This window comes from Bradyrhizobium sp. CSA207, from assembly GCF_029051685.1.
Classification (GTDB): Bacteria; Pseudomonadota; Alphaproteobacteria; order Rhizobiales; family Xanthobacteraceae; genus Bradyrhizobium.
Genome location: NZ_JAACFT010000025.1, coordinates 43,669 through 55,904, shown reverse-complemented (window position 1 = coordinate 55,904; position 12,236 = coordinate 43,669). Strand labels below are relative to the sequence as shown.

The following is a 12,236-nucleotide window of genomic DNA, read 5'->3' as shown; positions in this document are numbered from 1 at the left end:
CTCATGAGGGACGGCAACCGGACGAGGCCCCACAATTTTCAAGAGAGGGCCGCAACCGGCGCAATAAAAAGAAACTCAAAGCGAGAAAAAAACAATGGCGGCAGACCGCGCACAAAACCTGCAGGACACCTTCCTTAATCACGTTCGCAAAACCAAGACGCCACTGACGATCTTTCTGGTCAACGGAGTGAAGCTCCAGGGCATCGTGACCTGGTTCGACAATTTCTGTTTGCTGCTTCGGCGCGACGGTCACTCGCAGCTCGTCTACAAGCATGCGATCTCGACCATTATGCCGGGCGCTCCGATCCAGTTGTTTGAAGGCGGCGAGGATCAGCCGGCTTGAGAGTGATCTGATTGGAACCCCGGAATTTTGACGGGGAGGCCGACCGTCCGCGGTCGGCCGGGGCTAAGCAGACGGGGCGGGTGCTTGTCATCGGCCCCTACTTGCGAGTGCGCGCAGGCGGTGCCGACACGCAATCGGAGAGTCATGTCCTGCGCGACGCCGAGGCCCGGCTCGATGAAGCCGCCGGCCTCGCGCGCGCGATCGATCTCGTCATCGCGGATGCCATTATCGCGCCGATCAGCCAGATCCGCCCCGCCACTTATGTCGGCAAGGGCAAGGTCGAGGAGATCGCCGCGCTGGCCAAGAGCCTCGATGTCGAGCTCGTGGTGATGGATTGCGCGCTTGCGCCGATCCAGCAGCGCAATCTCGAGAAGGAGTTGCAAGCCAAGGTGCTCGACCGCACCGGCCTGATCCTCGAAATCTTCGGCCGCCGCGCCAAGACCAAGGAAGGCTCGCTCCAAGTCGAGCTCGCGCACCTCAACTACCAGCGCTCGCGCCTCGTACGCTCCTGGACCCATCTCGAACGCCAGCGTGGCGGCTTCGGATTCATGGGCGGTCCCGGCGAGACCCAGATCGAAGCGGACCGCCGCCTGATCCAGGAGCGCATCTCCAAACTCGAAGGCGAACTGAAGAAGGTTCAGGCCACACGGCGCCTGCACCGCGCCGGTCGTCAGCGGGTGCCTTATCGCGTCGTCGCGCTGGTTGGCTACACCAATGCCGGCAAGTCGACGCTGTTCAACCGCCTGACACGCGCCGACGTGCAGGCTGCCGACATGCTGTTCGCCACCCTCGATCCGACCTTGCGCGCGCTCAGCCTGCCGCATGGCGGCAAGGCGATGCTGTCAGACACCGTCGGGTTCATCTCCAATCTGCCGACACAGCTCGTCGCCGCCTTCCGCGCCACGCTGGAGGAGGTGCTGGAAGCTGACGTCATCCTGCATGTTCGCGACATCTCGCATGAGGACGCCGAGGCGCAGCAGAGCGACGTCGATGCGGTGCTGCGCCAGCTCGGCATCAACCCCGACGATTCCGGCCGCATCATCGAGGTCTGGAACAAGATCGATCGCTATGGCGCAGAGCAGCGCGAGGAACTCCTGAACATCGCCGCGCGCAGGCCGGAGGATCATCCGGCGATGCTGGTCTCCGCCGTGTCAGGCGAGGGGATCGATGCGCTGCTTGCCGCGATCGAGGAGCGCTTAGCTGCCAAACGCACCACGCTCGATCTCTCGATCGATGCCGCCGACGGAGCCGGCATCAGCTGGCTGCATCGCAATGCCGAGGTGCTGGCGAAAGAGCTGCACGACGGCCGCTTCGACATGACCGTGCGGGTGGATGAGACCAAGCGGGATATCGTGGTCAACCGGTTCGACGCCGTGCCGCGGGTGGCGTGATCTCTCTCCACGTCGTCCCGGACAAGCGTAAGCGCAGATCCGGGATCCATTACCACAAGCGGTGAGAAATTGGCACGCCGGTGGCTCCGACATGCGTCAACAAACTGCAGTCGCGGTAATGGGTCCTGGCTTTCCGCCAGGATGACAGCTGACTTAGCGGCGAGCTTCGTTGCGCCCCTCTGACGCCGGCTTCTCGTCCCCCTTCGCGGCATTCCACAGCGCGTCCATCTCTGCCAGCGTCGTCTGCTCCAGCGTCCGTCCCTGCGCCTCCAGCGCGCGCTCGATATAGGCAAAGCGGCGCTCGAATTTTACATTCGTCATGCGCAGCGCGGCTTCCGGATCGGCATCGATGTGGCGGGCGAGGTTGACGAGCGCAAACATCAGGTCGCCGGTCTCTTCTGCGAGCTCCTGCTTGTCGTTGCGGTCGAGTGCAGCTTCGATCTCGTCTGCTTCTTCGCGGATCTTTTGCAACACGGCGCGCGGGTCGTTCCAGTCGAAGCCGACGCTCGAGGCCTTGCGCTGGAGCTCCATGGCGCGCGTCAACGCCGGCTGGCCGGCCTTCACGCCCGAGAGCAGCGATTTGTGCGAGATCTCCTCCTGCGGCCGGCGCGCGGCGCGCTCGACCTTCTCCTCGGTCTTGATGCGGTCCCAGACTTCCTTGACGTGGGAGGAGGCGAGGTTGCCATCCTTGTCGGCGAAGACGTGGGGATGGCGGCGGATCATCTTGCGGGTGATGGCCTCGACGACGTCGCCGAAGGCAAACGCATTCTGCTCCTCCGCCATCTGGGCATGGAACACGACCTGCAACAGCAGATCCCCAAGCTCCTCGCGCAAATCGTCGAGATCGCCGCGGTCGATCGCGTCGACCACCTCGTAGGCCTCCTCGATGGTGTAAGGCGCGATCGTCGCAAAGTTCTGCTCAAGGTCCCAGGGGCAGCCGGTCGCTGGCGTGCGCAGCGCCGCCATGATCTCGATCAGGCGGGAAATGTCGCGGGAAGGGGTCATTGCGGGGGGGCGTCTCCTGGGTCTCAAGCCTTATGCCAAAAGCGGCCCGCCGTTCCCAGCGCAAGCCGGCGGAACGGACCGATTTCCACCGATTGACGGGCCAGATTGGCGAGTAGCGTCCGCAGTGCTAAAGCGCGGGGCCATGAGTGACGCATTTTCATCCGGAACCGCGCTGGTGCTGTTTTCCGGCGGCCAGGACTCCACCACCTGCCTCGCCTGGGCCTTGAGCCGCTTCGCGCGCGTGGAAACGGTGGGGTTCGACTATGGCCAGCGCCATGCGATCGAGCTTGCTTGCCGTGACAGCCTGTTCGCTGGCGTCAAGACGCTGCGTCCGGACTGGGCGGACAAGCTTAGCGAGAGCCACACGCTGTCGATCCCGACACTGGCCGCGATCTCGGATACGGCACTAACGCGCGATGTCGCGATCAAGATGGGCGCCGACGGGCTGCCCAACACATTCGTGCCCGGCCGCAATCTGATATTCCTGACCTTCGCCGCAGCGCTGGCCTACCGGCGCGGCATCACCCACATTGTCGGCGGCATGTGCGAGACCGACTATTCCGGCTATCCCGATTGCCGCGACGAGACTATCCGCGCCATGCAGGCCGCGCTCTCGCTGGGGATGGCGAGACAATTCGAGCTGCACACGCCGTTGATGTGGATCGACAAGGCCGCGACCTGGAAGCTCGCGCATGACCTCGGCGGCGACGGACTGGTCGATCTCATCCGCGAGCAGTCGCACACCTGCTATCTCGGCGAACGCGGCGCGCAGCACGAGTGGGGATATGGATGCGGCGAGTGCCCGGCGTGCAGCCTGCGGGCGAAGGGGTGGCGGGAGTATGTGGCGCGGGCGTAGTGCGTTTGCCTCCGCTGTTCCTGCCATCTCCGCCGTCATCACCCGCGAAGCCGGGTGATCCAGTATTCCAGAGACGGTGCGAGGATACGGAAAGGCCGCGGCGTACTGGATTCCCCGCCTTCGCGGGGAATGACAGTGTCGGTTGAGGCGAACAGCGCCCACACGGTGAGCAGGCGACTAACCCGCAAAATCCTCCGGCCGCAGTTCGATCGGCTTGCCGTGAGGGGTGCGGTCGGCAGCGTGGTCCCAGGCGTCGCGGTAGCGGTGCAGCGTTTCCGACGAGGCGACGCCCTTGCGCGCGACGAGTCCCTCCAGCGTGGCGAGCCAGTGCAGATAATAGGTCTCGCCCGTATCAGGATCGCCGGCGGTCTGCGCGCGCTCGATCTCGTCGGCGAGAGCCGCGGCCCATTCCGGCCAGGTGAACACGCCGCGCTCGTGCAGCGTCAGCGCCATCGCGAACGCGTGAGCCTCCCAGGGTGCGCGGAACACCGGGCCGTCGTCGTCGCGCGGAATGCTCGGTATGGCCGCCGTCGCAGCGGCAGCAAGTGTGCCGCTCATCACGCCGGATCCAGGTACGGCTCGAACGCGTCGATCGATATTTTCGAGGTCGGATCGCCGTCCGCGCCCCAGAGATCGCGGCCTTCGAACACGACCGTGTAAAGCCATTGCGGATTTTCGCCGAGCTCCATCGCCGCCGAATCCGGAAAGACATGACAGCCGTGGTTCAGCTCGACCACGCCGACATGGCCGCGCACATAGCGTGGCAGCCGGGTGTGCGTCGCTGGGTGGATGTTCCTGGCGCGCACGCGGTCGCCGATCTTGAATTTGGCGGGCGCCAGGGCAGGCCGCGCGAATTTTCCGCGCACCATTGTTCGCTCGACGTCGCCCACACCTAACTTGCCGTGCTTGAGCGGCTTCGCCGGCTGCACTGCGTGGCCAGCAGCGACGTCCTCCTTGGCGATGTAGCCCTTGGCGAGCAGCATCTCCTCAAGCCCAAGGAACCATTTCTGGTAATAGGAGCTGGACAGGTAGACATGCGGCGGCAGCGTCTCGCGATAGAACCGCGAGGTGTCGATGTTGAATGCCCCGGCGGCGCCCATCGCACGCACCATCGCCAGCACGCGTGCTTCCCAGCCGGCGTGGAAGGTCGGCTCGTTGGGCTCGGGCTCGACCTTGCCGAACCCGTCCATGCCGCCCATGTCATGCACGCCGTTCACGACGGCGCTCCTGGCTTTTTGGGAAAACCAGTGCCGATCATGGAATCGCGGGTGACGAGCTCGGCGAGCTGCTCCTCACTCCAGCCTTCGGTGCCTTCGGGCCGCATCGGCAGCACCAAAAAGCGCGTTTCCGCCGTCGAATCCCACACCCGGATTTCCGTGTCCGTGGGCACCGTGACGCCGAAATCGGCGAGCACGCCGCGCGGGTCCTTGACCGCGCGCGAGCGGTAGGGCGCGGCCTTGTACCAGACCGGAGGCAGCCCGAGCATTTCCCAGGGGTAGCAGGAGCAGAGCGTGCATACGACCATGTTGTGCCGCTGCGGCGTGTTCTCGATCACGACGAGGTGGTCGCCGACGCGGCTGACATGGCCGAGCGTGCCGATCGCCTTGGAGCCGTCCTCCAGCAGCGCTGTCTTGAAGGCCGGATCGGTCCAGGCCTTGGCGACGACGCGCGCGCCGTTGTGCGGGCCGATCTTGGTCTCGTAGGCCTGGATAATGGCGTCTAATGCCGCCGGCTCGACATAGCCTTTTTCGGTCAGGATCGTCTCGAGCACGCGCACGCGCAGCTCGGTCTCGGACAGTTCCGAATGATCGTGGTCGTGATGATGAAGGTCGCTCATGGGGCGAAGATAGTCCCAGAATCCGGGCGTTGTCGAGGCGAAGACTCTGCTAGCATGGTCACATGGGCTTCAAGGCTGGACGAACCGGATTGGCTGCGGCTTGCGCGGCAATGACGTGGCTTGCCGCACAAGCGGCGCATGCTGCGAATGGCGCCTATGCGGTGGATGCGGCCGACATTTCCGAGGTCGGCTCGTGCAAGGTCGAAAGCTGGATGTCGGCGGCCACCAACACCGACTTCTCGGCGGTTGCCAACCCGTCCTGCGTTGTCGATCCCTTCACGCCGATCGAGCTCAGCCTCAACACCAACCGCGGCCGCAGCGACGGTGACTGGAGCACGACGGTTGCTCCCAAGGCCAAGACGAATTTCGTTCCAACAGGGATCGGGAGGTGGGGATTGTCCGCCTATGCCGGCGGCTCCTTCGATGCGGCGACCGGCGAAAACCTCTCGGCCTTTGCCGTCATTCCCGCGACCTTTCGCCTGTCCGAAACCATGCGCGTCAATCTCAATGGCGGCTGGCTCTGGGATCGCACGATTGATCGTCACTACCTGACCTATGGCATCGGCTTCGACTGGAAGTTCACCGACACGTTGCAGTGGACGTTCGAGGCGTACGGCCAGGCCGGAGCGTCGGAGATCGCAAGCGTGGCGCAGCCGCGGTTTCAGACCGGCGTGCGCTATCGGCCCAACGAGATCTTCTCCGTCGATCTGATCTATGGCCGGAACATCACCGGCGAGAATTCCAACTGGATCACGCTCGGCACCACGATCCGCTTTCCCGCGCCCGGGACGCAACCTGAGCATCGGCGCACGGGTCATCTGTAGCGACAAGACCGACAAGAACTGGGAGGTTGCCTTGGCCGGCTATGACGGCATCAATGCCAAGCCAGCCATTGATCGCACCTCGGACAGTCCGTATACGCGGCGTTGGGACAAAAGCGGCCCGGTCAACGAGCCGGTCAAACACCATTGAAATTGAGGGGGAAGGCCCATGACGGCGAGTTCAACCGCGCCTGCGGCAAAAGGGTTCCGCTGGAAGCTGATTGCGCCGCTGGCGGTGTGGCTGGCGATCTTTCTGTGGCCCGTGCCCGCCGGGCTCAATGCCAACCAGTGGCACTATTTTGCCATCTTTGCCGCGGTCATCACCGGGCTCATTCTGGAATCGATGCCGGTCGGTGCGGTCGGTCTGATCGGGCTCACGGTCGCCGGCATCAGTGGCTATATCGATCCCGATCCGACCAAGTCGCTGCGCTGGATGCTGGCGGGCTTTGCCGAAAGCACGGTTTGGCTGATCGTCGGCGCCTTCGTGTTCTCGATCGGCTATCGCAAGAGCCAACTTGGCCGGCGCATCGCGCTGGTGCTGGTGCAAAAGCTCGGCGGCAACACGCTCGGCCTCGGCTATGCGGTGGCGATGTCGGACTTCCTGCTGGCACCGGCAACACCCTCGAACACCGCGCGCAGCGGCGGCATCGTCTATCCCATCATCAGCAACATTCCGCGCATCTACGGCTCCGAGCCCGGACCAACCGCAGGCAGGATCGGCACCTATGTGATGTGGACCGCGTTCGCGTCCACCGCCGTCACCAGCTCGCTGTTCTTCACCGCGCTCGCGCCCAACGCAGCCGCGCTTGCGATCGCCAAGAAGACGGTCGGGGTCGAGGTGAGCTGGGGCCAGTGGTTCATGGGCTTTGCGCCATTCGGCTTGCTTCTGATGGTGCTGGTGCCGCTGCTGAGCTACGCGGTGTGCCGGCCGGAGGTGAAGCGCAGCCCCGAAATCTCCGAATGGGCGGGCAAGGAGCTCGGGGTAATGGGGCCGATGTCGCGCAACGAGTGGATCATGCTGGGCCTGATCGCGCTGGCGATGTTCCTGTGGATTGCGGGCTCCAGCCCGGACATCCGTGTGCCCGTACTCGGCTCGAACTTCGTCAATGCCACTACCGTCGTGTTCATCGTGATCTCGCTGATGCTGGTGACCGGCGTGATCGAGTTCGCCGACATCGTCAGCGAGAAGAGCGCCTGGGAGGTGTTCTTCTACTTCACCTCGCTGCTGACGCTGGCCTCGGGCCTGAACGAGATCGGCTTCATCAAGTGGTTTGCCACCGAATACGCAAAGCCGCTCGCCGGGCTCGCTCCGTCGACCGCGATGATCCTCCTGGTCGCGCTGTTCTTCTGGATCCATTATTTCTTCTCGAGCATCACCTCGCATGCCGCAGCCGTGCTGCCGGTGGTGCTTGCGGTCGGGTCGGGCATCCCCGATCTGCCGGTCACGACGCTTGCCATGCTCTGCATGTATTCGCTCGGTCTGATGGGCGTGATCTCGCCGTATGCGACCGGACCGGCGCCGATGTATTTTGGCAGCGGCTATATCGGGAAGGGGCAGTTCTGGGGCTTTGGCCTGATCTTCGGGCTGCTCTATTTCGGCGGGCTGCTTCTGATCGTGCTGCCGTGGTTGCAGATGGTCCGCTAGGCCGGACCGCAGGCTCCGCCATGGTCGGCGCGGTCGGGGGCGGGGGCCTCGGTGATCTCGGCATCCGCTATGGCTACCAGCGCTTCATGCCGGAGATGATGCTGGCCGTCGTCGTTGTGCTGATCGCCCTCGTGCAGCTCGTCCAGAGCGCCGGCGACTATCTGGCGCGCCGGGTCAACCGCCGGCTGCGGCATCGCTGACAGCACGACCAACACATGGACATGCACCCAATGTTTCCAAGCGCTGCGAACCTGCGACGGCTCTTGTCCGTCTAGAGCTATTCCAATTCAAAGACACGTTAAGCTCCCATAGAGCGCTCGGCGGTGTGCGATGCGCGTTGCTCGCCGATGGGCGCATTGGTCGCACGTGCTGCGCACATGTCTGGAGAAATTCTAACGCCGTTCCTATCGCGCTCCGAAAACGCCTGCGTTAGGGCGAGGCATCAAAAACGATACCGGCAAAGCCGGCAGAGTGCGGGGCCTCGCAGACGTGACAGACTTGCAATTTCCTTCGCGTTCCGACACGCGGCTTCGGCAGCTTCAGGTGACTTTTTTCGGAGCGGTCAGCGCACTTACTCTCGTCGTCCCCGTCAGTTCCGCAACTGCGCAGACGCAGCTTCCCTCCGTCACCGTCGATGCGCCGAGCCAGCGCGCCCGTCCGGCGGCGGTTGCCTCGTCGCGACGGAGCGCGACGACACGCGCCTCGCGCGCCAGCCGCCGTTCTCCGGCGCAACAAGTCGCGCCCAGCGCGACGACAGCCAATTCCGGCACCGGCGAACGCGCCAATGGTCCGGTGCGCGGTTTCGTCGCGACGCGCAGCGGCACCGCCACCAAGACCGATACGCCGCTGATCGAAACCCCGCAGTCAGTGTCCGTCATCACCACGGATCAGGTGAAGAATCAGGGCGCGGTCTCGATCGGCGAGGCTTTGCGCTACACCGCCGGCGTCAGCGGCGACGTCAATGGCGGTTCGGATACGCGCTTCGGCGCGCTTCAAATCCGCGGCTTCGACACGACCATGTCGGGCCTCTACGTCGACGGCTTGCGGATTCCATCCAGCAACTATGTGCACTTCAACGGCCTCGATCCCTATGGTGCTGAGCGCCTCGAGGTTCTCAAGGGGCCGTCGTCCGCGATGTACGGCGGCAGCGGCACCGGCGGCATCCTCAACTACGTCACCAAGCTGCCGACCGCGCAGCAGTTCGGCGAAGCCTCGATCTCCGGCGGCAGCTTCAACCGTTATCAGGGCCAGTTCGACATGGGCGGCCCCGCCAACAAGGAAGGCACCGTGCTGTGGCGTCTGACTGGCGTGGTGCGCGACGGCGAGACTCAGGTCGATTTCACCAAGGACAACCGCGTCTTCATCGCGCCCGCCATCACCATCAAGCCGAACGAGGATACGACCATCACGTTCCTGGCCAATTACCAGCGGGACCGGGCAGGGTGGGGCCTGCAGTTCCTGCCGGCATCGGGCACGGTGTGGCCGAACAACGGCCGCACCATCCCGGTCTCGTTCTTCGCCGGCGTGCCGAGCTTCGACGCCTTCAACACCGAGATCGCGACCGTCGGCTACCAGCTCGCGCATGACTTCACCGACAACATCACGTTCCGGCAGAACCTGCGCTACGCCTACCAGCATAACGAGGAGAAGGTGTTCTACGGCGCCGGCTACACCGACGAGGCCGCGGGCCAACTCGCGCGCTTCGGCAGCTATAGCAACTCGTCCATCAACTCCTTCGCGGTGGACAATCAGCTCCAGGGCAAGTTCACCACCGGCATCTTCAGCCACACCACGCTGGTCGGGGTCGACTATCGCAACACCAGGTTCCGCGACGCCGCCTTTAGCGTCACGACCTCGGCCTCCGAAATCAACGTGTTCGCTCCGCTCTACAGCTACGATTGGACGGTCGGCGCCATGACGGACAACACCGGTGTCAAGCAATCCCAAGTCGGGCTTTACGCGCAGGACCAGATCAAGCTCGGCCGGCTGTCGTTCCAGCTCGGCGGCCGCCAGGATTTCGTGACGACGCAGGTCGACAGTGGTGTCTCCAATACGTCCGTCTCGAAGGATGCCTCGGCCTTCACCGGCCGCGCCGCCGTGATGTACAATTTCGACAATGGCATCGCGCCGTATTTCAGCTATTCCGAGTCGTTCCTGCCGGTCCTTGCGACCGGCCAGGGCGGCGAGTTGCTCAATCCCGAGACCGGCGTCCAGTACGAGGTCGGCGTCAAGTACCAGCCGCTCGGCTGGAATGCACTGTTCACGTTGGCCGCCTTCGACCTGACCCGAGATAACGTCGTCACCTTTGCGCCGCCGAGCTATCTCGCTGAACAGACCGGACAGGTGAAATCGCGCGGCATCGAGCTCGAAGGCACCATGTCGCTCGCCGACGGTTGGAACCTGCGTGGCGCCTATGCCTATGTCGATGCCATGCTTACGCAGGATCCGGTCAATGTCGGCAAGGCGCCGGTCACCGTGCCGCTCAACCGCGCCTCGCTGTGGAGCGACTACACGCTGCAGAGCGGGCCGCTTGCGGGCCTCCAGTTCGGCGGCGGTGTCCGCTATGTCGGCGCGACCTGGGGCGATGACGCCAACACGTTCAAGGTGGGATCCTCGGCTGTGCTGGATGCGCTGCTGGCCTACACCAGGGACAATTGGCGCTTGTCGCTGAACGTCACCAATCTCGCCGACACGCGCTACGTCGCCGCCTGCTACAGCCTGTCGGGCTGCTACTACGCCGAGGGCCGCAAGGCGATCGGCAAGCTGACCTACCGCTGGTGAGTTCGATGTGAGGATGGTCCGTCAATGGGCAGAGCATTCGCATATGGAAGACGATTCGGCAGACGGTTTTCGCGTGGCACATCCTTCGAGACGCCCGCTGTCGGCGGGCTCCTTCAGGATGAGGTCGTTTTTCGCGGCCAGGTCGCGGGCCCTCATGGTGAGGAGCCCGCCCAAAGCGGGCGTCTCGAACCATGAGACTTAGTCGGGACTCGAACCATGAGAGCGATATTCGGTCGGTTGCATCGCTGGGCAGGACTGCTCACGGCAGGGTTCCTGTTCTTCTCCGGCATCACCGGAGCGATCATCTCCTGGGATCATGAGATCGACGACGTCCTGAACCGGCACCTGTTCGACGTCACGAGCAAAGGCCCGGCCATTCCCTCCATTGAGCTCGCCAGGCTCATCGAGCAGCGCGATCCTCGGGCGCGTGTGGTCTATCTCTTCATGACGCCAGAGCAGGGCCAGTCGCTGTGGTTCTTCGTGATGCCGCGGATCGATCCGGCGACCGGCAAGCGCTTCGCGCTCGACTATAATCAGGTATTCCTCGATCCGAACACCGGCGTGGAGCTCGGCCGGCGCTATTGGGGCGCGGTGTGGCCGGTGACGCGGGAAAACTTCGTCTCGTTCCTCTATAAGCTGCACTACACGATGCATATTCCGGAGTTCTGGGGCAGCGACCGCTGGGGCATGCGCGTGCTCGGCGTGATCGCCATCATCTGGACCATCGATTGCTTCGTCGGATTCTATCTCACGCTGCCGTCCCGGCGCAGGACCAGGGCGGCGCGGGCGCCGCAGGTCACGCGTCAGCTCGATCGCGGCTTTTGGACGCGCTGGGCGCCGGCCTGGACCGTCAAGACCAGCGGCAGCGCCTACCGGATCAATTTCGACATCCACCGCGCCTTCAGCCTCTGGACCTGGGGGCTGCTGCTCGTCATCGCCTTCACGGCGTTCTCGCTGAACCTCTATTTCGAGGTGTTTTCGCCGCTCATGAAAATGGTGTCGAATTACACGCCGACGCCGTATGAGCAGCGGCCGAACCGCGATCTCGACAACCCCATCGAGCCAAAAGTCACCTTTGCCGACATCGCAGCGCGCGCCGCGGCGGACGGCAAGACGCGCGGGTGGACCACCCCGGTCGGCTCGATCAATTACGGCCCCGCCCATGGCGTCTATGCGGCGGCCTTCTTCCATCCCGGCGACGACCACGGCGCTGGCGGCGTCGGCCCGGCGCAGCTCTATTACGACAGCGAGGACGGGCGCCCGATCGGCGAGAGGTTGCCCTGGGTCGGCACCGCCGCTGATATCTTCGTGCAGGCGCAATTCCCGCTGCATTCGGGGCGCATCGTCGGGCTGTTCGGCCGCATCCTGATCTCGATCATGGGCCTCGTGGTGGCGGCGCTCTCGGTCACCGGCGTCGTGATCTGGTGGCGCAAGCGCCGCGCTCGTGTCCGCGTGCGTGAGGGCGCTGCGATGAGCCTGAACCGCCAGCTCACGCCGGCGGAGTAGGGGCCTGCGCCCGCCCGACCTGCGCGGATGAACCTTCACGCGGGACAAAGG

At 64.3% G+C, this 12,236-nt stretch carries 11 protein-coding genes and 1 pseudogene; 8 read left to right on the top strand and 4 right to left on the bottom strand.

The window, feature by feature from the left end; translation table 11 throughout:
- Positions 1 to 94 precede the first annotated feature (94 nt).
- Complete coding sequence (hfq, locus tag GWG65_RS26580; protein WP_007591126.1) at positions 95 to 343, top strand: RNA chaperone Hfq; 249 nt, start codon at positions 95 to 97, stop codon at positions 341 to 343.
- A gap of 11 nt (positions 344 to 354) precedes the next feature.
- Positions 355 to 1,734, top strand: coding sequence for a GTPase HflX (gene hflX / locus GWG65_RS26575; RefSeq protein ID WP_275198523.1), 1,380 nt, complete (start codon positions 355 to 357; stop codon positions 1,732 to 1,734).
- A 153-nt stretch (positions 1,735 to 1,887) separates the two neighbouring features.
- Here the strand turns inward: hflX and mazG are convergent, their stop codons facing one another.
- A complete protein-coding gene (gene mazG, locus GWG65_RS26570) occupies positions 1,888 to 2,739 on the bottom strand; it encodes a nucleoside triphosphate pyrophosphohydrolase (protein ID WP_275198522.1) in 852 nt (283 codons plus the stop codon).
- Positions 2,740 to 2,881: 142 nt separating this feature from the next.
- Between mazG and queC the strand changes: the two genes are divergently transcribed.
- Positions 2,882 to 3,595, top strand: a complete 714-nt coding sequence (gene queC / locus GWG65_RS26565) for a 7-cyano-7-deazaguanine synthase QueC (protein WP_275198521.1) — start codon at positions 2,882 to 2,884, stop codon at positions 3,593 to 3,595.
- 177 nt (positions 3,596 to 3,772) lie between these two features.
- Here the strand turns inward: queC and GWG65_RS26560 are convergent, their stop codons facing one another.
- The 3 genes from GWG65_RS26560 to nthA are packed head-to-tail and all read right to left on the bottom strand — an operon-like array spanning position 3,773 to position 5,432.
- Positions 3,773 to 4,153, bottom strand: coding sequence for a nitrile hydratase accessory protein (locus GWG65_RS26560; protein ID WP_275198520.1), 381 nt, complete (start codon positions 4,151 to 4,153; stop codon positions 3,773 to 3,775).
- The gene (gene nthB / locus GWG65_RS26555) at positions 4,153 to 4,812 is read right to left on the bottom strand and encodes a nitrile hydratase subunit beta (protein WP_275198519.1); all 660 of its coding nucleotides are present in this window, start codon (positions 4,810 to 4,812) and stop codon (positions 4,153 to 4,155) included. The genes GWG65_RS26560 and nthB overlap by 1 nt, the downstream gene beginning before the upstream one ends.
- Positions 4,809 to 5,432, bottom strand: coding sequence for a nitrile hydratase subunit alpha (gene nthA / locus GWG65_RS26550; protein WP_275198518.1), 624 nt, complete (start codon positions 5,430 to 5,432; stop codon positions 4,809 to 4,811). Before nthA ends, nthB begins: the two co-directional genes overlap by 4 nt.
- 62 nt (positions 5,433 to 5,494) lie before the next feature.
- Here nthA and GWG65_RS26545 point away from each other — a divergent pair, with 62 nt between their 5' ends.
- The 5 genes and pseudogenes from GWG65_RS26545 (at position 5,495) to fsrB (ending at position 12,185) form a co-directional block, all read left to right on the top strand.
- Positions 5,495 to 6,256: a hypothetical protein gene (locus GWG65_RS26545; protein WP_342760669.1), complete on the top strand. Its 762-nt coding sequence runs from the start codon at positions 5,495 to 5,497 to the stop codon at positions 6,254 to 6,256.
- Between the two features lie 166 nt (positions 6,257 to 6,422).
- Positions 6,423 to 7,898 carry a DASS family sodium-coupled anion symporter gene (locus tag GWG65_RS26540; protein ID WP_275198516.1) on the top strand — a complete coding sequence of 492 codons (1,476 nt, stop codon included), beginning with the start codon at positions 6,423 to 6,425 and terminating at the stop codon, positions 7,896 to 7,898.
- 14 nt (positions 7,899 to 7,912) lie between these two features.
- A pseudogene (locus GWG65_RS26535) lies at positions 7,913 to 8,098 on the top strand (DL-methionine transporter permease subunit); the annotation flags it as partial.
- Positions 8,099 to 8,690: 592 nt separating this feature from the next.
- On the top strand, positions 8,691 to 10,679 hold the full coding sequence (locus tag GWG65_RS26530) for a TonB-dependent siderophore receptor (protein WP_275198580.1): 1,989 nt from the start codon (positions 8,691 to 8,693) through the stop codon (positions 10,677 to 10,679).
- Between the two features lie 216 nt (positions 10,680 to 10,895).
- The gene (gene fsrB / locus GWG65_RS26525) at positions 10,896 to 12,185 is read left to right on the top strand and encodes a siderophore utilization protein FsrB (protein WP_275198515.1); all 1,290 of its coding nucleotides are present in this window, start codon (positions 10,896 to 10,898) and stop codon (positions 12,183 to 12,185) included.
- Positions 12,186 to 12,236 lie beyond the last annotated feature (51 nt).